At 70.0% G+C, this 19603-nt stretch carries 18 protein-coding genes; 12 read left to right on the top strand and 6 right to left on the bottom strand.

Going from position 1 to position 19603, the window contains the following annotated elements; translation table 11 throughout:
* Positions 1-82: 82 nt before the first annotated feature.
* Complete coding sequence (locus tag ACWDGI_RS23255) at positions 83-541, top strand: ATP-binding protein (RefSeq protein ID WP_450761882.1); 459 nt, start codon at positions 83-85, stop codon at positions 539-541.
* Between the two features lie 20 nt (positions 542-561).
* Here ACWDGI_RS23255 and ACWDGI_RS23250 read toward each other — a convergent pair whose 3' ends face one another.
* Positions 562-1398 (bottom strand): RNA polymerase sigma factor SigF, encoded by an 837-nt coding sequence (locus ACWDGI_RS23250; RefSeq protein WP_450761880.1) that lies wholly within the window; start codon positions 1396-1398, stop codon positions 562-564.
* A gap of 188 nt (positions 1399-1586) precedes the next feature.
* Between ACWDGI_RS23250 and ACWDGI_RS23245 the strand changes: the two genes are divergently transcribed.
* Complete coding sequence (locus ACWDGI_RS23245; RefSeq protein WP_450761878.1) at positions 1587-2426, top strand: DUF1206 domain-containing protein; 840 nt, start codon at positions 1587-1589, stop codon at positions 2424-2426.
* Between the two features lie 53 nt (positions 2427-2479).
* Here ACWDGI_RS23245 and ACWDGI_RS23240 read toward each other — a convergent pair whose 3' ends face one another.
* Entirely contained in the window at positions 2480-4237 is a 1758-nt protein-coding gene (locus tag ACWDGI_RS23240; protein WP_450761876.1) for an eCIS core domain-containing protein, read from the bottom strand.
* A 604-nt stretch (positions 4238-4841) separates the two neighbouring features.
* Here ACWDGI_RS23240 and ACWDGI_RS23235 point away from each other — a divergent pair.
* From ACWDGI_RS23235 to ACWDGI_RS23205, 7 genes are all read left to right on the top strand, one after another.
* Positions 4842-5939 carry an AAA family ATPase gene (locus ACWDGI_RS23235; RefSeq protein ID WP_450761874.1) on the top strand — a complete coding sequence of 366 codons (1098 nt, stop codon included), beginning with the start codon at positions 4842-4844 and terminating at the stop codon, positions 5937-5939.
* On the top strand, positions 5920-6948 hold the full coding sequence (locus tag ACWDGI_RS23230) for a hypothetical protein (protein WP_450761872.1): 1029 nt from the start codon (positions 5920-5922) through the stop codon (positions 6946-6948). Before ACWDGI_RS23235 ends, ACWDGI_RS23230 begins: the two co-directional genes overlap by 20 nt.
* Positions 6949-6970: 22 nt before the next feature.
* Positions 6971-8326 (top strand): type IV secretory system conjugative DNA transfer family protein, encoded by a 1356-nt coding sequence (locus ACWDGI_RS23225; protein ID WP_450761870.1) that lies wholly within the window; start codon positions 6971-6973, stop codon positions 8324-8326.
* Positions 8323-9429, top strand: a complete 1107-nt coding sequence (locus ACWDGI_RS23220) for a GTP pyrophosphokinase (RefSeq protein WP_450761868.1) — start codon at positions 8323-8325, stop codon at positions 9427-9429. Before ACWDGI_RS23225 ends, ACWDGI_RS23220 begins: the two co-directional genes overlap by 4 nt.
* Positions 9426-9863, top strand: a complete 438-nt coding sequence (locus tag ACWDGI_RS23215) for a hypothetical protein (RefSeq protein ID WP_450761866.1) — start codon at positions 9426-9428, stop codon at positions 9861-9863. The genes ACWDGI_RS23220 and ACWDGI_RS23215 overlap by 4 nt, the downstream gene beginning before the upstream one ends.
* A gap of 81 nt (positions 9864-9944) precedes the next feature.
* A complete protein-coding gene (locus tag ACWDGI_RS23210; protein ID WP_450761864.1) occupies positions 9945-11678 on the top strand; it encodes a hypothetical protein in 1734 nt (577 codons plus the stop codon).
* A 212-nt stretch (positions 11679-11890) separates the two neighbouring features.
* Entirely contained in the window at positions 11891-12682 is a 792-nt protein-coding gene (locus tag ACWDGI_RS23205; protein WP_450761862.1) for a bestrophin-like domain, read from the top strand.
* 25 nt (positions 12683-12707) lie between these two features.
* On the opposite strand, the gene ACWDGI_RS23200 is transcribed toward ACWDGI_RS23205, so the two are convergent.
* The gene (locus tag ACWDGI_RS23200) at positions 12708-13373 is read right to left on the bottom strand and encodes a hypothetical protein (protein WP_450761860.1); all 666 of its coding nucleotides are present in this window, start codon (positions 13371-13373) and stop codon (positions 12708-12710) included.
* Here ACWDGI_RS23200 and ACWDGI_RS23195 point away from each other — a divergent pair.
* Both ACWDGI_RS23195 and ACWDGI_RS23190 read left to right on the top strand, forming a co-directional pair.
* On the top strand, positions 13354-13863 hold the full coding sequence (locus tag ACWDGI_RS23195) for a DinB family protein (RefSeq protein WP_450761859.1): 510 nt from the start codon (positions 13354-13356) through the stop codon (positions 13861-13863). The two genes, ACWDGI_RS23200 and ACWDGI_RS23195, sit on opposite strands and share 20 nt — an antisense overlap.
* 77 nt (positions 13864-13940) lie before the next feature.
* Positions 13941-14456, top strand: a complete 516-nt coding sequence (locus ACWDGI_RS23190; RefSeq protein WP_450761857.1) for a zinc-binding dehydrogenase — start codon at positions 13941-13943, stop codon at positions 14454-14456.
* 23 nt (positions 14457-14479) lie between these two features.
* Here the strand turns inward: ACWDGI_RS23190 and ACWDGI_RS23185 are convergent, their stop codons facing one another.
* Both ACWDGI_RS23185 and ACWDGI_RS23180 read right to left on the bottom strand, forming a co-directional pair.
* Positions 14480-15283, bottom strand: coding sequence for a maleylpyruvate isomerase family mycothiol-dependent enzyme (locus ACWDGI_RS23185; RefSeq protein ID WP_450761855.1), 804 nt, complete (start codon positions 15281-15283; stop codon positions 14480-14482).
* 145 nt (positions 15284-15428) lie between these two features.
* On the bottom strand, positions 15429-16136 hold the full coding sequence (locus ACWDGI_RS23180) for a type 1 glutamine amidotransferase domain-containing protein (RefSeq protein ID WP_450761853.1): 708 nt from the start codon (positions 16134-16136) through the stop codon (positions 15429-15431).
* Positions 16137-16445: 309 nt separating this feature from the next.
* On the opposite strand from ACWDGI_RS23180, the gene ACWDGI_RS23175 reads away from it, so the two are divergent.
* Entirely contained in the window at positions 16446-17303 is an 858-nt protein-coding gene (locus ACWDGI_RS23175) for an alpha/beta fold hydrolase (protein WP_450761851.1), read from the top strand.
* Between the two features lie 112 nt (positions 17304-17415).
* Here the strand turns inward: ACWDGI_RS23175 and ACWDGI_RS23170 are convergent, their stop codons facing one another.
* Positions 17416-19548, bottom strand: coding sequence for a golvesin C-terminal-like domain-containing protein (locus tag ACWDGI_RS23170; RefSeq protein ID WP_450761849.1), 2133 nt, complete (start codon positions 19546-19548; stop codon positions 17416-17418).
* Positions 19549-19603 lie beyond the last annotated feature (55 nt).

Genomic DNA, 19603 nt, shown 5'->3' with positions numbered 1-19603 from the left:
GGTGCCGAAAAACAGGCGGGAGCCCGTGACGAAGACGGGAGCCTGTGGCGAAGAGCAAAGGACGACCCTCAGGAAGAGTTCTATGGTCACCTCGCTGAAGTACCGGGCATCGGATGAACGGGAGCCCGCGGCGCCGCTGCGCTACAGCGCCGCCTGGGACACGACGGACACATCGATCGCCGACGCGAGAGCTGCCGTGCGCGTGCTGCTGGCCCGGGTCGGCCACCATCCCCGGCACCGGCCGAGCCAGGACGCCCAACTCGTCGTCAGTGAACTGGTCACCAATGCGGTGCGGCACGCGCCCGGCCCGGTCGGCCTGGCGTTGGAGGTGTCACCCGACGCCGCGCTGTTGCGCATCACCGTCAGCGACACTTCCCCTCGCCCGCCCGTACTGCGCGCACCCGACGCCGGCCGCGTCGGGGGACACGGCCTGTACCTGGTCACCCGGCTCTGCGGCCGGCTGCACACCGTCGCACGGGACACCGGCAAACAGGTCGTCGCTCATCTCCGGCTGCGCAGGCCCGCCACCCCTTGGGCATGACGGGCCGCTCCCCTCAGGTATCAGGTGAGCATGCCCTCGCGAAGCCGGGCGAGGGTGCGGGACAGGAGCCGGGAGACGTGCATCTGCGAGACGCCGAGGCGTTCGCCGATCTGGGCCTGGGTGAGTTCCTCGACGAACCGCATGTGGATGATCTGCCGGTCACGGTCGTCGAGTTCGGCGATCAGCGGGGCCAGGGTCTGGAAGTCCTCCACCAGTTCCAGCGCGGTGTCCTCGGCGCCGATGAAGTCCTGCAGTGCGCTTTCGCCGTCCTCGCCGGCGTTGATCGTGGCGTCCAGGGAGGAGGAGTTGTAGCCGTTGGCGGCCAGACGGGCCTCGCGCACCTCCTCCTCGGGCAGGCTCATCAGCTCCGAGAGTTCCCTGACCGTGGGGGTACGGCCGAGGCGGCTGCGGAGTTCCTCGGTGGCGCGGGCGAGCTGGACACGGGCTTCCTGGAGCCGGCGCGGAACGTGCACGGCCCAGGAGGTGTCGCGGAAGAAGCGCTTGATCTCGCCGACGATGTAGGGGATCGCGAAAGAGGTGAACTCGGCCTCCCGGGAGAGGTCGAAGCGGTCGATCGCCTTGATCAGCCCGATCATGCCGACCTGGACGATGTCCTCCATCTCCTCCGGCCCACGGCTGCGGAACCGGCCGGCCGCGAAGCGGACCAGGGACATGTTCATCTCGATCAGCGTGTTGCGGGCGTACTGGTACTCGGGCGTGCCCTCCTCGACCACCGCCAGCTGGTCGAAGAACAGCTTCGACAACTCCCGCGCGTCCTTCGGCGCGACCTTGGAAGGGTCCGCTATCTCCGGAACTTCCACCGTCCGTCCGGCGGTCTGCAAGGTCGTCGTCGGCATGATGCCCCTCCCGGTCGGTCGCCCTCGTCCTCGCCGGTCCGTCGCCCGGCAAGCACGCGTCTACCCCGACTGCCGAATGTCATGCCTGCGCGCCTCGTCCCGTTGGCGGCAGCCGTGCGTGACCGCCGGGCGCCGGGTGTTCTCAGCCGTCCGGGATGGCCTCGTTCTTCCGGGGCATCCGGTAGGGCATGGCTACTGGATCGGCAACGGCAGGCGGACGCGGGCAGGCTCAACGTGCCGCGAACAGCAAAGCGGTCGCGGCGGCGGCGCGTGCGGGCTTCGTCGCCCGCGGGGTCATCTACGCACTGATCGGCGTTCTCTCCCTGCGGATCGCCTTCTCCGGCGGGGGCCAGCAGGCGGACCGGGGCGGCGCGATCGCCGAGATCGCCCAGAAGCCCTTCGGCGCCGTACTGCTGTGGCTGCTCGGCATCGCCCTGGCCGGGATGGCCCTGTGGCGGCTGTCCGAGGCAGCCTTCGGGCAGGCGGGTCCCGACGGCGGCAAGCCGGGCAAGAGGGTGGCGGCCGCGGGCCGTTGCGTCTTCTACGGATTCGTCGCCTACTCGGTGCTCTCCTACGCCGCCGGGGACAAGGGCAGCGGCAGCGGCAGTTCCGACAAGAACTCCCAGGACGTCACGGCGAGGGCGTTGGACTGGCCCGGCGGGCAGTGGATCGTCGGTGTCGCGGGTGCCGCGGTGACCGCTGCCGGCATCTGGATCGCCGTCCGGGCCGTGATGCGCAAGTTCGAGAAGCATCTGAAGATGTCGGAGATGTCGGAGAAGACACGTAAAGTGGTCTCCTTCCTCGGGGTGTTCGGCGGTACGGCCCGGGGCGTCGTCTTCGCCACCGCGGGCGGCTTCGCCATCGCCGCGGCGGTCCAGCACGAGCCCGGCAAGGCCAAGGGCATGGACAACACCCTGCGTACTTTCGCGGACACCCCCGCGGGTCCCTGGCTGCTGGCGCTGATAGCGGTCGGCCTCATGGCCTTCGGGGTCTTCTCCTGGGCCAACGCGCGCTGGCGCAGGGTCTGACGGGCGGTGGACGCGGCACCCGTCGGGCGAGGAGACCCGGGCGTGCCGGTGGGTCAGAACCGCGGGGCCGGGGCCCCCGAGGCGGTCACGATGAACTGGGCGTAGGAATCGGCGTTCATCAGGGCGCGGCGGCCCATGGAGTACCAGTTCGGCTGGCGGTTGGAGTCGTTGTTCTCACCGCTGTACTCGGAGGGGTCCCGCAGGGCGCGCTTGGCGAGCGAGGCCGCGTCGCTCGCCGCCGCCGCGCCGGGATCGACGGCGGCCATCCCGGCGTTGAAGTCCTCCTCCTGCAACTCCGAGGCGCGCGGGCTGTACTGGTAGTCCAGCGTGCCGGCGAACCGGTGCGTCGCCTCGTGGATGATGTACCAGGCGTTCTGGCCCTCGTCCGTGAGGTTGATCGGGCCGCTGCGGCCGGTGTCCAGGGTCGGGAGTTCCTCGCTCTTCTGCTGCTCCGGGTTGGTCACGCGGCTGTACACGTCGTACCAGCTGGAGCCGACCCAGCCGGCCACGCCGCGGGGGACGCTGCCTTCGCCCACCAGGGCGATCTCCGCCCCCTGGGCGTTCAGTCCCGCCTGGATGCGCCGCACGACCTCGACGATCCGCGGCAGGAAGGCGGCGACCTGCCCGGGTGTCGCGGCCCGGAACGCCGGGAAGCCCGACTGGAGTGCCGTCAGCAGCTGACCGCCCGGCGTGTCTCCCGCCGCCGTCAGCAGGGCGAGGGCCGTCGAGATGGCCTGCTTCGCCTCGACCAGGGCCCGGCGGGTCCGGGACTCGCGCTGCGGGTACTCCCGCTCCGGGATGGTGCCCTTCTTGGAGAACCTCGCGTTCGCGCTGCTGTGCACCTGGTGGGTCGCGTCGTCGTAGACGTCCCCGTGCCGCGGGGTGCCCTGGATGTTGATGCCCAGCTGGGTGGCGGTGCGGACGTCGTTCGGGTTGCTCCTGTCGCGCCAGCGGGTCTCCTGGCCCGAGCGGGGGTCGCTGAAGCTGGCGGCCTGGTCGAACTCCCAGACCGCGCGCTGGACCGCCGGGCTGCCGTGCGGGCCGCCGTCCCGTACCTCGGCCGTCCCGGCGTCCGGGACCCGCTGGGCCGTCCGCTCCGCGCCGCCCGCCTCCGCGCCGCCCGCCTCCGCGCCGCCCGCCTCGTGGCCGACCGCGCGCTGGGCCACGGCCGACGGCGCGGTGGCCGCGCCCGCCGTGAAGGCGGCGCCGTCGGCGACGGCCGCGCGCTCCGAGCCCTGTCCCGGGTCGGTCACCGTGACACCGGCGCCGTTGTCGTTGCCCGTCTCGCGGATTCCCCGGAGGTTCTTGTCGAGATGGCTGGTCTCGTGGGCGAGGATCTCGGTGTCGCCGACGGCCGACGAGCCGAGGAAGATGTGGCTCCCGATCGTCATGGCCTGCGCGCCCAGCGCCGCGGTGGCGCGCTGGGCGGTCGCGTTGTCGTGGACGCGGCCCACGGAGAGGGCGTCGTTGCCGTAGAAGGACTTCGCCTTGGTGAGGAAGGGGCCCGGGAGCGGGCTGCTCGGCGTGGCCATCGCGGCGTCGATGAGGCTGCGTTGGTCCGCCGGGTGGGTCTCCTCGGCACCGTCGTGCCGGTGGCCGTGCGGGGCCTCCCGGCGCTGGACGGCCGGATCCACGTGCTCGCATCCCGGGCCGTGCCGGTGCCGCTCCTGCTCGACCATGCGGGCCACCGCGGTGTTGCCCGCCGTCTGCTGGAGGTCCAGCATCCGCTGGACCAGCGGACTGGGCCGGATCACACGCTGGGCGGTGTCCCGTTCGTCCGACGACCGGTCCCGCTCTCCCCGCGCGTGCATGACGTTCCCTTCGCCCCGTACGACTGCCTGTCCATCCTTACCGGAGCCCTGCCCTCACCCACAGGTCCGCGAGGGCAGTCCCCGGGGCAGCCATGAGGGACGGCACGACGGCACGTCCGGGTTCCCGGGCACCGGTGACGGCAGGGCCGACCTCGTCTCCCGTGCACCTCCGGCACCGTCTGGCGCAACAGCGGCAACGGCAAGGGCCCCTTCGGCGTCCGCACGAAGATCGCCACCTGCTGGCAGGGCTACAAGGGGGTGTTCTGAGCCAACCGCCCGGCGGTCGAGCCGCGGGCGGACCGGCGGATGTCAGTGGTCGGTCGCCAGGTGAAGCCCGAGGTCCACGCCGTAGACGTTGTCAGGCACACCGCTGCTTGCGGCCCAAGGTGATACGCCGCCGCCTCCGTCTCAACTTTCACGCCCTGTACGTGAGGTGACGCGCGCTTACACATGGCTCATAAGTGGTCGATCGACGCATTTAGTGCCATGAACACCATAGAAAAGGCATTCCGTCGTAACACATGACAAGAGGTTGAGAACGCCCATAGACTCCTCGGACGCGCCCCGCGACGGCGCACGGAACCGAACGGTTGCGGGGGGACGCATGAGCCAGGGGGCGCCTTCTTCCGGTGGACAGCGTGCGAGCGGCGCGTCGGCCATCTACGAGGGGCTGGGCGATGTCATCGGCCAGGAGAACGGCAAGCGGGATCTGGCGACCCTGCTCGCCATGCACGTGCAGGGACAGGTCAAGCGGCCCGTCAACCCGGCGCACACCGCACCGAACGCGTTGATCATCGGACCGACCGGCGTGGGAAAGACCCATGCGATCCGGACCGCGGCTGCCGTCCTGGAACTGCCCCTGGCCATCGTCGATGCGACGCGTCTCGCGACTTCCGCCTACGGGGACGAACAGCTGGACGAGGTGCTCATCGAGTTGCTGCGGGCTTCCCGTGGCAGGCTCAAACAGCACGCGAGCCAGCCCCTGCTCGACAAGGCGGACCTGTCCGAGCTGGAGGAGCTCAAGGACGCCGAACAGGGGATCGTCTTCATCGACGAGTTCGACAAGCTCGCCACGGACGCGCGTGTACGCGATGACCGCAACGAACTCGTGCAGCGGCGGCTGCTGCAGTTCATCGACGGCACCCGGGTAAGTCTGCGGCCGGGCAACCACATCGGTGAGGACGAGCTGCCGTTCGACACCGCGGGGGTGCTGTTCCTGGTGGCCGGCGCCTTCACCGATCTGCTCGAGGACCTCGGTGGACGTCCGCATGAAGTGATGCGGGGGATGGCGCGTCACAACCATGTCATCTCCCAGGACCTGGTGCGCTACGGCTTCATGCCGGAACTCATCGCCCGTATCCCGGTCATCATCGAATTCTCTGGGCTCGGCGAGGAGGAGCTCGTAGGGATCATGCGAAACGAGGCGACCGATCCCTCCCAGTTCTATGTGACATATCTGCGCTCCCTGGGTGTGGAGCTCTCCATCGCCGACGAAGCGCAGCACTGGATCGCGGCCGCGGCCGCCAAATTGAAGATCGGTGCGCGGGGGTTGCATCAGATCCTTTTTCCGCTGCTCTCACTGTTGAGTCAAGAAGTGGAGCGCGCCGTCTCCCGCCCCGCACGGGTGCACCTGGACAAGAAGACCGCAGAGGAACTGGCTCGGCGAGTGGAGTACCGAAAGAATGGCCGATCAGGGGATTGAGCAGCAAACGTACAAGCGGTATCTCGAGAATTCGGCGGATCCCGACATTCTGAGCAGAATCACGAATGTCGGAGACTTCACCTTCATGGCACAGACCAACTTTCTCGGCGGCTGGTCCGAGGAGAAGGAGCGCCGGGTCACCCTGCTCCTCCAGCGGACCATCCAGGACGCCCTGGAGGCCTCCGGGTTTCACAATCTCGCGGCGCTGGAGGCCCGACGGTTCCGTGACGGCATCGAGTTCCAGTACCTGGACCCCGACTACCAGTTCAGCTACGCGATCGACGGGCGCGGGCGCATCGCCCTGAAGCGCCCCGCCTCCTCGGCCGTCGCGTTCCACGAGTGGTACCGGAACTTCATGCCGTCGCTGCCGCACATCGCCTTCAAGACGATCGAGACCATCGACGACGAGTTGACCGGGCTCAGCGCGGACGAGGCGGAACAGAATCCGACGAGGCCCGGAAAGCGCAAGCGGATCATCCAGGCGGAGCGCGCCTCCTACACGTTCAACGTAGCCCTTCAGATCGATCTGCTGAACCCGGATCAGAACCCTTTGGTCCTGCCCAACATCGAGGTTCTGAACGCGACCCTTGTGAATCGGGTTCCCTCCGCGACGGGTCGGCTCAGCAATCCCGCCAAAATGGAGCCCGGAGAGTTCGGCAGGATCGACTACAGCGTCTCCCGCTGGAACCGGGAGAAGAAGGTGTCAGAGCATTACAGCGTCTCCGCCCCGAGCAACAACCGGTGGAAGCTGTTGATGTTCAAGTTCGGCTACGTCGGTGAGACGTACGTGCCGTCCGACGGTGACCGGGAGAAGTTCGAGCAGAAGGAGTTTCTGGCCGGGGAGACGGCGGCGGAAGCGTACCTGGATTTCCTGCGCCAGCGCTGCCTGTGCGGATTCGTCCGAGACATTCTGTACGGCACGGAGGAACAGCCCGCGCAGGTCGACGAGGAAGACGCCGGACCGTCGTCACCTATCGCGTTCACGTTCCACACGCCGGCCTTCTGGTAGCCAGGCAGTTCGGAGGGAGCTCATGGAGAGCGAACGGTCCGCTGGAGCCGGCTGGGGTGAGCTGATCAGCACCGCGCCCAACGGCTCGGATCTGGGGGGTCACCGGGTCCGCCTTGGCACAGTCGGGCATTACACATTCGCTGCTGAGGCGTTCCGGCCGGTCCTCGTGCTGGGGCCGCAGCGAAGCTACAAGACGTCCGGGTTCGCCGTGCCGACGCTCCTCGAGTGGAGCGGGCCGGCCCTGGTGACCTCGGTACGGCGTGATGTTCTCGACCACACGTACCAGCACCGCGCGAAGTCGGGGAAGATCTGCGTCTTCGACCCGTCCGGTTCGCTGAAGGGGACGCAGTACGAACGGTTCCGGCACAGTTGGGACGTCCTCGACCACTGCCGGACCTGGAGCGAGTGCGTGCGGACTGCCAACGCGCTCACCGAGGCACGTCAGTTGAACGCCTTGGCGGACGGCGACTTCTGGGGATCGCTGGCGGCACAACTGCTGGCACCGCACCTCTTCGCGGCGGCAGCGTCCGGACTGCCGATGCGTGCCCTGGTGCAATGGATCAAAGAGCAGGAGGAGTTCGAGGTCCGGACGTTGCTGCAAAAGCTCGGCCACCCCACGGCCCTCGCCTCGGCCGAAGCCGCGTGGCAACGGGAGGACCGGACCAAGAGCAACGTCTACACCACCGCGGCGTCGGTCCTGCGCATCTTCGACTTCGACGATGTCGCCGTCGACGAGCCGCCCTTCCTGGACGTCGACAGCTTCCTGGACTCCTCCGGCGACACCCTGTATCTCTGCGCCCCGCCGGACGAGCAGGAGGAGTACCGGGATCTGTTCACAGGCCTGGTACGCACCGTCGTACGCGAGGCGTATGCCCGCAACACGCTTGTCTCCGACTACAAGAGCGACCGGAGTACGGCGGCCGTCGACGGCGATGTGATCCGCCCGACGCGGGAGCTGACCCCCCTGCTCATGCTGCTGGACGAGGCCGGGAACATCGCACCGTTGAAGAACCTCTCCACACTGGCGACCACAGCCGCGGGCACGTACGTCCAGATGGTGACCATCTTCCATGACCTGTCGCAGATCGCGAAGGTGTACGGCCTCTACCCGGCCCGGTCGATCGTCAGTAACCACTCGGCCTTCGTGGTGCTCCCGGGGACCCGCGACGACGAGACGCTCGCTTACGTGGAGAAGCTGATGCGTGGAGAGAGTGTCGCCAACGCAGAGAACAGCACCTGGAACGGCCCCCGGAGGATCCGCGGGATGGAGCGAGGGACCGCGCTGCTCGTCTACGAGAACAAGCGGCCCGTCGTGCTGACCCTCCGGTCACGCTTCACCAACCAGGCGATCGCCCGCTGGACCGAGGGCACGCCGTGAGCCGTGCCGAAGACAGCGGTCGCCGCTCCCCTGCCGAGGCTTCCGAGCTGGACGCGGAGGTGCGTTACCGCCACAGGCTCGTGCTCCAGGGCGAGTTCACCGAGCGGCTGCAGAACCTGCTCACGGTGCTGCTCTCCGCGGCGGACATCACTGTGGCGCAGGTTCAGGGGCGCACCAAGAGTCTGGACAGTCTGGTGGAGAAGATCCGCCGCAAGGACAAGTACCGCGATCCGCTTGCGGAGATCACGGATCTGACCGGGATCAGGATCGTGACGTACTACCTGGAGGACGTGGACCGCGTAACAGGCCTGCTTGCGAGGAACTTCGCCGTCGACGTGTCCGGCCAGGACACCCACAGGCCGGACGCCCCCGGAGAGTTCGGCTACGAGTCGAGCCACCTCGTCGTACGGCTCGCGGAGCAGCGCTCGCACCTTGACGAGTGGCAGAAGTTCGCCGGCCTGACCGCGGAGATCCAGGTACGGACGGTGCTGCAACACGCGTGGGCGTCGATCAGCCACAAGCTGATCTACAAGCGCGAGGACCAGACCCCCCTGCCTCTGCGGCGCAGTTTCGCTCGGCTCAGCGCGTTGCTCGGCGTGGCGGACGAGCAGTTCTCGAGTCTCGCGGTCCAGGCCTCCCAGCTGGAGGAGACCTACTCGAAGAACGTCTCCTCCGGGGAACTCGACCTCCCGCTGAACCCACTGTCCGTACAGGCTTACACGAACGCACCGGAGGTCCGATCGGTCCTCGCGCAGATCGCGGAGCTGGGCGGCTGGCGGCTGCTCGAGGAGGCGTCGTCGACGGCGGTGATCGAGCGGGACACCCACAACCTGCTGGAGATCTGCCGGCGACTGAACTTGGAAACGGTGCGCGAGCTGGCGGAGGACGCGCTGTCGCCGGACGCGCCGAAGACAGCCATGGCCATCGGTGCCCAACACGCGGCGGGCTCCGTGGAGATCTCCGCACAGGACCTGCTCAACCGCCTGTTGATCGTGCACCGGCAGGTTGCGGCCAAGGACCTGCGCGGGATGTACGCGCGCGCCGACGTCCATGCGCTGCTGGACCCGCAATGGACGGCTGACCATGGACGGAGGGCGGAATGATGGCGTCGGTCGACGCCCTGGTGGGCGGCGGCTTCGCGCTCGCCGGAGTCGCGGTCCAGCAGCTCGGCTCGGGGCTGTTCGCCCGTGCGGCGCACCGGCGCGAACGCTCCGCAAGATTGCTGTCCGAGAAGCGGGAGGTGTACGCCCGTCTGATCGTCGCCGCGCGCATCGTGCAGCGGATGAGCAAGGACCAGGCTGCCGGAGTGGGCGCTGTCCCGGATCCCGTTCGTGTCGAAGAGTGCCTGGGAGTGCTGGCCCAGGTGAACTCCGAGGTGCGGCTACTGGGGCCGCCGCATCTAGTCGCGCTGGCGCTGGCCTGGGAGGACTCCGCCAGACGACGTATGACGAACGGAGAGTTCTCGGTGACGGACGAGTTGCGGATCGGTCCCCTGATAGCCGCGATGCGGCAGGACCTGCCCTTCGACGCGGGGTGACGCTGCCTCGTCGCGCAGAGCACTGACATGAACGGCCGCCGGACGACTTCGTCGCCGTCCCGCATTTCCTGAGGGGGCACCATGCATGACCTTCTCCTGACCGAGGTGTCGAAGGTACGGCTCAACGACCCGGAGGACCGGCGATGGCACTGGGCCTCGCGGGCGTTGGCTCGTCGCCTCGGGATGAGCGACTGGCAGCAGGACCGAGAGTTCGTGGCGGGTCGGTACACGGAGGGTCTGGAGCCTCTGCGGAACGAGGGAAAGTACGCGGTGGTCGTCTGCCTCGACGAGAGCGAGTGTGCGGCCGCGCAGGCCGAGTTGCTGGCCTCGGTCGCCGCCGCCGATTCGTCCTTACTGGGCGGGGTCGTGATCCTGCGGGCGGCGGGCGGTCCGGTGTCGACGTTGATGAGTACCTGTTCCGTGCCGGACAGTCCCTACGCGGGTGAGCTTGCCGGTTTCGCTCCGCAGGGGTGCGGTGCGGTCGTGTCGAAGGCCGAGCAGGCTCACCCCGGTCCGGGCGGGCAGGTTGCTCCCCCGCCACCGCCGTTGGTCCCGCCCGACGTGGTCCAGGGCCGTGTGTGGGTCCAGTGGGAACCCGGCGGGGCACCGCCGGTCGCCGTCGATCTCTGGCAGGCGCCGGACGGCGATGCCCTTTTGTCTCCCGGCGACTGGGTAGTCACCGTGGTGGCGGGTGATGCCTCGGTGAACCCGGCCGCCGTGGCCGCGCGCCGGGTGGCCGAGGCCGACGGGGCGTCGGCCACAGCGGCCATGGTGTTCGACCGCGTGTGGGTGTTCCCCGCGCCGGTCGCGGTCCCTGTGGCCCTGGGTGAAAAGGCGGCAGGGGGACTGTGCGAGCTGGCACCCGGCGACGTGGAGTCCGTCCTGCCGCCGTCCGGCCTCGCCGGCCTGGCACATTCGGCGCCGAGCGTGCGGGAGCTGCGCGCCCGGGACGTCGTGGCCGAGGCGACGGCTCACGCGCCGCTGACGGCCTTCCGTTGTGTGGCGGTGCTGAGGGCCGGCCGCCATCTGGTCATCCGGGGCGGCGCGGGCAGCGGACGTACGACGCTGGCGGTTGCGCTGCTGCGGCAGGCGCGGGCCCGCGGGCTGTGCTCCGCGATAAAGGTCGTAGCAGGCACCGAGGAAGCCCACGAGGCGATGTGGTCGCCGTCCAGCAGTCCCTTCGATTACCGACCGCCCGATGTGTCCTCGTTCGGTACCTCGACGGCCACGACGGCCCTGCACCAGGCGATCGGCGAGGCGTATCACTCCGGGTCCTGGTGCCTGGTCGACCTGCTGCGCACCACGTCGACGCCGCGGCTCGCGGCCGGCATCTCGGCCGTCCGGGCACGCCGGTACACCGAGAGGCTCGACTACCCGTCACCGTGGTCCGACGCCCCGCCCGAGCGCGGTTCCTGGCGCCTCGTGGTCACCACGTCGATGTCGGCCGCCGCCCTCGCGCAGTCCCTCGGCGACGATCTGTTGGACGAGTTCGGGGTGGTCGACCTGGACCGGGCACCCGTGGGGCCGTCCGGCGACGGCAGGACCGATCCGTCGGCGCCCGCCCTGGCGGAGCTGGCGCGGCGTCTCGCCGCGCTCGACGCCCCGGCCGGGCTGATGACGCCGGGCAAACTGCGTGCTGTCGCCGAACTGGCCGCCGAGAACATCCGTACCGCGGCGCAGGCCGGCGTGACGCTCGACGCCGACCACGCCTTCCTCATGGCGGCCGAATCCCTGCTGCTGCCCGTCGCGCTGGCGGCGGGGGAGGAGGTGTGGCGGACGATCGAGAGGGGGCTCCTCGGCGACCTGCTGCCCTGAGCGCCCGCAGAGGAACGACACAGGGCACGGTGGCCCGCGCCCGACCGTGGAAGGGGCGAGGTGCGGGCGTGTGCCGTACGCGTCATGGTCACGCGCCGCAGGGGACCGGTGCCGGGCTCTCACTCGGTGGTGTGAACTTCGTCCCGTACACCCGCGGCGGGCGCCGAAGTCGAGGTTTTTGGGGGGTTGTGTCCGGCCTAGACTCCGCGCACATGTCGCTCTGGCTGCTCAACCACTTCAGCACCCTCACGCTGGCCGTCGTCACCGTCGGCGGGACCGTTCTGCTGGCCGTTTCCGGCAGTGTGCTGATGCGCCGCAGGTACCCGTCGCTGACCCGCGGAGAGCACAACGACATGGTCGGTGTGACGCTGGGGATGTTCGGCGCCATCTACGGCATCATCCTCGCGTTCGTGATCGTCACCCTGTGGACGCAGCTGGAGGACACCCAGACCATCGTCGCCTCCGAGGCCACCGACGCGGCGCTCATCACGCGCGACGCCGCTTCGTTCCCGACCACGGTGCGGGCCCGTCTCGACTCCGCCCTGAGCGGTTACGTCCACGCGGTCGTCGAGGACCAGTGGCCCCGGATGCGCGCGGGGCACCCCAGCTACGGGGCCACGGAAGGCCATCTCCAGGACGCCTTCCGGGTGCTCCAGACCTATGACCCGAAGAGCGAGCGGGAGCAGGTCTTCTACGAGCAGGCCGTCGGCCATCTCGACGACGTGGCCTCCCAGCGCCGCGCCCGCATCACCATGGCCCGTCAGGAACTCCCGCCGCTGCTGCAGGCCTTGGCCGTCGGCGGGGCGCTGGTCCTGGTCCCGCTCACGTTCCTCTACGGCATGCGCAAACTGAGGGTCCAGATCCTGTTCGTCGCCTCGGTCGCCGGGCTCGTCGGCTTCAGCCTGCTCCTGGTCTTCGTCCTGGACCGTCCCTTCGCCGGCGACCTCAGCGTGAGCCCCTCCCCGTACCGGGAAGGGGCCCTCGCCCGGTACTGGACCCGGTGAGCCGAGGCCACGGCGGACGCCGGCCTCAGCTGGTGAAGGTGAAGTACTTCCAGGCGCCGTACGTCGTCGTGTTCACGCTGTCGCCCGAGCCGCTGACGTAGGAGTCGCGGACCCGGAAGCGGTATCCCTTGGGCGGGGTGCCCGTGAGCTTGACGGCGGACCTGCCCGTGGAGTCGAGCTTGAAGTACTCCTTGGCCGTGGTCTGCCAGACGCCCTCGGCGTAGATCTGGATCTGCAGCAGCTGCTTGCGGCCCGGGTACGCCGTCATCGTGGTCGTGACGAGCGGGTCCTTGGACTGGTGGAAGTAGTAGTACGTGTGCTTCCACGTGTACTTGGTCCGGTAGTGGCCGCTGAGTGCCGTGGAGACCTTGACCCGCGCGCCGGCCGTGCTCGTCGCCGTCTTCGGCGCGTAGCGGGCGTCGCCCGGGAACTTCGCCGTGAGCCTGGTCTTCCGCTTCAGAGTGAGGGTGACCGAGAGGTTGCCGCTGGAGTTGACCTTGCCGGACGGGGCGGCCCGGTACAGGGGTCGCGGAAACCCGGGGAGCCGGGAGCCCGCTGCCGTACGACCGGTGTTCGTCCGGGCCTTGCCCGCGACGTGGGGGAGGCCCTTGGATGATCCTTTCCGGGCGACGCTGCCGCACCCGGACGACGGAACGGATGAGGAGCCGCCGGTGACCAGCGACAAGCGCACAGGACCGCCCGCCTTCGGAAGCGAACGCGACATGCTGCGGGCCTTTCTCGACTACCACCGGGCCACCCTCGCCATGAAGTGCGAAGGACTCACCGACGAGGAACTGCGACGGCAGTCGATGCCGCCGTCCACGCTCTCGCTGCTCGGTCTGGTGCGGCACCTGGCCGAGGTGGAACGGGCCTGGTTCCGGCGGGTGTTCGAGGATCACGACGCGCCCATGGTCTGGTCCGACGAGATCGACTTCCAGGCGGCCTACGACGCGAGCGGGTCGACCCGGGACGAGGCGTTCACGGCCTGGGAGGCGGAGGTGGAGACCTCGCGCCGCATCGAGCGCGAGGCCGGCTCCCTGGACCAGGCCGGGTACCAGCCGAGGTGGGAGGAGGAGGTGTCGCTCCGGATGGTGATGACCCACGTCCTCCTGGAGTACGGCCGCCACAACGGACACGCCGACTTCCTGCGGGAGGGCATCGACGGGAGCGTGGGAGCCTGACCGCCCGGGCGGACCGCGCCCGGCGGAACGGGTGCCGCCGCCGGACCTGCGGCCCGACCCGCCCGGACGGCAAGCGGGTGCTGGTCACCGGCGCCGGTCCGATCGGTTCCCTGGTGGTCGCCGCGCTGCGGCACGCGGGAGCCGCCGAGGTGATCGTCAGTGACCTGCTGGACGCTCCCCTGGCCGTCGCCGGGAGCGTCGGCGCCACGGCCACCGTCCGGGCGGACCGCCCCGGCGATCCGGCCTGGCCGGACGACGTCGACGTGGCCGTGGAGGCGTCCGGTTCCGGGGCGGGCCTGGGCACCTGTGTCCGGCGAGTCCGCCGGGGCGGCACCGTCGTCCTCCTCGGACTGCTCCCGCCCGGCGAGACCGGCTTCCTCGGCAACGTCGTGGTCACCCGCGAGATCACCCTCCGGGGCGCCTTCCGCTTCGACCACGAATTCGACGAGGCACTCGCGCTCCTGGCCTCGGGCCTGGGCGTCGGCCCGGTCGTCAGCCACACCCTGCCCCTGGCCCGCGCGGTCGAGGCGTTCGACCTGGCCGGCGACCGTACGAGAGCGTCCAAGATCCTCCTGGACCTGGGCGGCGAATGACCCCGGCCGGGGAGCGGCCTCTGCTAGACGATGTCGAGGCAGTCGAGGAACGGTGTGGCGGTGGCGGCGTCTCCCGTGATGCGGCAGTGGTCGCGCCAGGGTCTGCGGGTGGTGGCCCAGGCGATGAAGTCGAGTGCCGTGCTCTGGATCCGCGTCGTCGCCTCCGCGTCCGTGCCGGCAGCCACGGTCAGCCGCCCGTCCGGACCGGCCGCGGGAAGGACGGTGACCGTGGTGGCGCCCGGACCGGTCAGGTCCAGCACGAGGGGGCTGCCGACAGTGGCGGTGAGTTCGGGGCCCTGCATCTGGGGGAGCCCGGCGAGCATGAAGTCGACGGCGGGGGCGACCAGTTCGTCGGTCGGCTCCGGCAGGACGAAGGGGAGCGGGCCGTCCGGGGCGAGCAGGTCGTTGCGCAGATGGCAGAAGACGTTGAACGCCATGGTGTTCGCCAGCAGGTGACGCGGATAGGTCCCGAGCCCGGCCACCTCGACGGGTTCGCCGGCGGCGGGCGGCTCCTGGGCCGCTTCCAGCAGGTCCAGCTGGAGGGGGGTGCTGCGCCGCCACTCGTCCAGGACCTCCGCATGGCTCCGGCCCCGGCGTTCGTCGACGCGCAGGTCGTGGTAGCGCTCGCGGTTCGTCGGCAGTGACGGGTCGGGCGGCGGCGGGTCCACCGCCTCGGAGGCGAGTGCCGCGAGGTGGGCCATCACGTCGATGACCCGCCAGCCGGCGCATGCCGAGGGCAGCTCCCACTGCTCGTCGTCCGTCCGCAGCACGATCTCCGCCAGGTCCGCCGTGCTCGAACGCGCGGCGGCGACACCGGCACGGGTCATGGTTCCTTCCTCCGGGGGTCTCAGGCGTCCTGGCCGATCCAGACGGTCTTGGCGTTCATGAACTCGCGCATGCCGAGGCCGGACAGCTCGCGGTCGTAGCCACTGCGCTGGACGCCGCCGAAGGGGACCGTGGGCCATGAATCATTCAGCTGTCCGGTGCGGACAGGACGCTGACGAGTTGTTCGGCGAGCGGGCCCGAGGAGGCCGGGTTCTGCCCGGTGTAGAGGTTGCGGTCCGAGACCGTGTACGGCTCCCAGGCGGGGCCCCGCGAATACTCGGTGGGCAGCTTCCTCAGCTCGTCCTCCAGCAGCCACTTGGCCTTGTCGGCGAATCCGACGCCGGCTTCCTCCTCGTTGCAGAAACCCGTCAGACGGTAGTTCGCGAAAGGCGTCTCGCCGTTCGCGTCCCGGGTCGCGAGGAGTGCCGCCGGGGCGTGGCAGACGATGCCGAGCGGATTACCGGACGCCAGTGCTCTGCGCAGCAGTTCCCCCGATTCGGTATCGACCGAGAGGTCCTCCATCGGGCCGTGTCCGCCGGGGTAGTAGACCGCGTCGTAGTCCTCGAGGCGCACGTCCTGGAGGGAGACGGGGTGCCGCAGCTCGTCCGCCTTCTCGATCACGGCCTCCTCGCGGAGGGAGTTCTCCTCGCCGCCCGCCATCCGCGGTTCCAGGCTCATCGTGTCCACAACAGGCACGACACCGTGCGGAGTTGCCACGGTGACGTCGTGTCCGGCATCGGTGAACACGCTGTAGGGCGCCACGAACTCCTCGGCCCAGTAGCCGGTCGGATGTCGGTGCCCGTCCTTCAGCGTCCAGTAGCTGGCGCCGGTCAGCACACACAGGATCTTGGCCATGGGAAACTCCGGAAGTTCCGTGGCTGATTGGAGGTATGCAACAAGTCTGAGCGGGTCCCTCGGGGGCGGCAACCGGTGACCGGCCCGTGCGCGCGCAGGTACGGATACCGATATCGCGGAACACGGATCGTGACGTCCGTGAAATGCGTTTCAGAAGCGCAGATCAATTGCCGCTCGACTATGAGTGGGGGTCTCCGCTTGACCGCCGTCGATAGGGTACTAGGCTGATTTGGCCCCCTTATGTCGACCCTTCGGGCCTCCCATTTCGCTGTGCACGTCGAGCTTTGTACGTCGAGGAAGTGGAAGCACATGACCGCCTCTGGGATCTTGAAATCAGGCAAGGGCAGGCTGGCCCTGGGAGTGACGGTGCTCGCCGCCCTGACCGTGGTGCCGGCGCACGCGGCGGACGGCTCCGGCGCGGCCCCGGCGGGCCAGAAGCCGACCGTGGTGCTCGTGCACGGAGCGTTCGCCGACGGGTCCAGCTGGAACGCGGTGGCGCAGCGCCTGCAGGCGGACGGCTACCAGGTCGTCGCGCCGCCCAACACGCTGCGCGGGATACCCCAGGACTCCACGTATCTGAACAGCCTCCTGAAGACCATCAAGGGGCCGATCGTCCTCGTCGGACACTCCTACGGCGGCGAGGTGATCTCGCAGGCGGCCGCCGGGCTCGACAACGTCAAGGCGCTGGTCTACATCAACGCGATCATGCCGGACAAGGGCGAGTCGTTCTCCAGTCTCTCCAGCAAGTTCCCGGCAGTCCCGCTCACCAATGCGTTCCAGCCGGTCCCGTTCCGTAACGGCGACGGCACCACCGGCACGGACGTGTACATCCAGCCCGCCAAGCTGCGCGCGACCTTCGCCCAGGATCTCCCGCAGCGGCAGACGGCCGTCCTGGCGGCGACGCAGCGCCCGATCGCGCAGTCCGCGTTCACCGACAAGCTCACCGCGGCGGCCTGGCGGGACAAGCCGGTCTACGTCCTCGTCGGCAACCAGGACCGGGCGATCAACCCGAGCCTGGAGAAGTACGAGGCCAAGCGCGCCCACGCGCGCAAGACCGTGGCGATCGACTCCTCGCACGTGTCCCTGATCTCGCACCCCCAGGAGGTCACCGACCTCATCGTGAGCGCGGCCCAGAACTCCGGACACGGCAACTCCGGACATCAGTAGATCCGGACAGCACGGGCAGCGGCAACAGCGGCAACTCCGGTCGACGGAAGGGGCATCGCGGCCCGGTCGGCAATCCTCGCGCGGGACCGCGGGACCGCCGGACCGCGGGACTTCAGGTCCGCGGCCCCAGCAGGCGGATCGCGTCGGCGGCCACCGTCCCGTCCGCGTCGTTGGTCAGCTCGACCGACGTGCCGAGACCGGCCGGCAGGTGGTACTCGCCCAGGGAGACCCAGGTGCCGCCGCGCGGGTCGGTGGCGCCCGCCGCCCGCTGGTCGACCCGGACCGTGGTGGCCGTGCCGTCCGCCTGCACGACGGTGTACGGGGCGTTGCTCGCGCGGGTGGCCGCGGGGGGATACGACGCCTGGATCTCGTACCCGCCGTCCTGCGGTACGACCGGCCGCCAGCGCACCTTCCGCGTGCCCGGACCGGCGGGCGCCGTGCGGTAGTTGCCCGACCAGAAGCCGGGATCCGCCGTCGCCGTCGGCCAGCTGCCGGAGACCACCTCGAAGCCCAGCCGGTCGTTGTCCACGACCACCTCCGCGCGGACGTCGGCCGAGCCCGGCGCCTCGATCAGGCTGAGCGAGTCGAGGCCCAGCAGGGTTCCGCCACCCCTGCCGGGCCCCGTCACCGCGCACCGCACGGTGTGCCGTCCGGCGCGCAGCCGGGCGGCGCCGAGGTGGGCCAGGTCGAAGCCGGCCGCCGTCTGCGCCGTGGTGTCGATCGCGTACGCGGGCAGCCCGGTGCCGTCGTCCACCGTGACGGTGACGAGGCCGCCGTCCGCCGAGCGGTGGTGGCGCAGCAGCAGCTCGTACTCGCCGGTGCGCGGCACCCGGATCGTGAACCGGACCGTGTCGCCGACCTGTGCGGGCGTGAAGACCAGTCGTTCGCCGCCGCGGGCCAGCGGGTCGCCGACGGTGGTCACAGTGCCGCCGCCCGTGATCTCGCGGTCCGTGGCGGCCAGGGCGACGACGGTCTCCCGGTAGCGGGGGCCGTGGCGCAGGCTGTCGCGGCCGCGGGTCAGCCAGTCGAGCGAGAAACGGCAGACGTTGACCCGCAGCGGGACGCTCGCCGAGTCGCCGTCGCAGCCGTAGAGCAGGATCACGGTGCCGTCGGAGAGGTGGGCGAGGTCGGAGTAGAAGGCGCGGTTCTCGTTGACGACCCGCGAGTACCGGTACGAGTAGCCCTCGTCGTAGCTGACCGACACCGTCATGTTGCGTCTGACGGGGGAGTCGGGGCGGCTGAACAGTACCCGGTCGGTGTCGTGGCCGCCGGGGCCGCCGGTGTGGCGCAGCAGGCTCGCGTCCACCGCGTTGATCGAACCGGTGCCCCCGTCGAGCGCGGGCTGCGACCAGGTCAGACCGTCGTCCTCGCTGACGGAGACGATCCGCTGCCCCTCACCGCCCGCCGCGGCCCGGCCGTTCACCAGCACGCTGCCGTCGGCGCGCTGCACCATCCGCGCCTCGTTGATGGGGTAGGCGACCTGTACGGGCACTTCGCCGGCCGCCTGCCAGGTGGCGCCGTGGTCGTCGCTGTAGACCGGCGCCACGCCGTAGTACCGCTCGGCCACCGTGTTGCCGACGATCACCCTGCGGTGCAGGCAGTTGAGCAGCAGCCGGCCGGATCTCAGCTGGAGTCCGTGGCCCGGGCCGGGGCCGTGCAGCGCCCAGTCGTAGGGAAACCCGTCGAACAGGCCGGCCAGGTGCCGTGCTTCGCCCCAGGTCCGGCCGCTGTCCCGGCTGGAGATCAGGTAGAGGTCGCCCGAGTCGCCCGAGCAGGAGGTGTTCTCCGGCAGCCGGAGCGAGAGCATGTAGAAGAGGAAGACCTCCCGGGTCCGCCGGTCCACGACCAGCGCCGGGTTGCCCCAGGACTCGCCGTCGACGGAGGCGACCAGGGTGCGGCTCTCCTCCCAGGTCCGGCCGCCGTCGGTGCTGCGGCGCAGCAGCAGATCGCGCGGCCCGGCGTCGCACACCTCGTGCCGGCCCTCGGTGACGGCCAGGACGGTGTCGTCGGGCAGCACGGCCAGCGCGTGCACGTGGTAGTTCACGAGCGGGCCCGCGACGGAGTCCCAGAGGGTCTGCTCCTCGAAGAAGGTGCCGGGCCGGCCGGACCCGGAGGCCCGGTCGGCGGCGTGGGCCGGGGAGCCGAGGGCCGCGGGCCCGAACGCGGCGGCCGCGGAGACGCCGGCCACGCCCAGGGCGAAGGATCTGCGGTTCATGGCGGTGCGCTGCGGTCCGTTGTCGGACATGGTGGGCCACCCCTTTCGGGCGGTACGGAGGAGGCGGTACGGCGGAACGGGAGCC

This window comes from Streptomyces sp. NPDC001220 (assembly GCF_053597895.1).
This window is presented reverse-complemented; position numbering and strand designations above follow the sequence as displayed.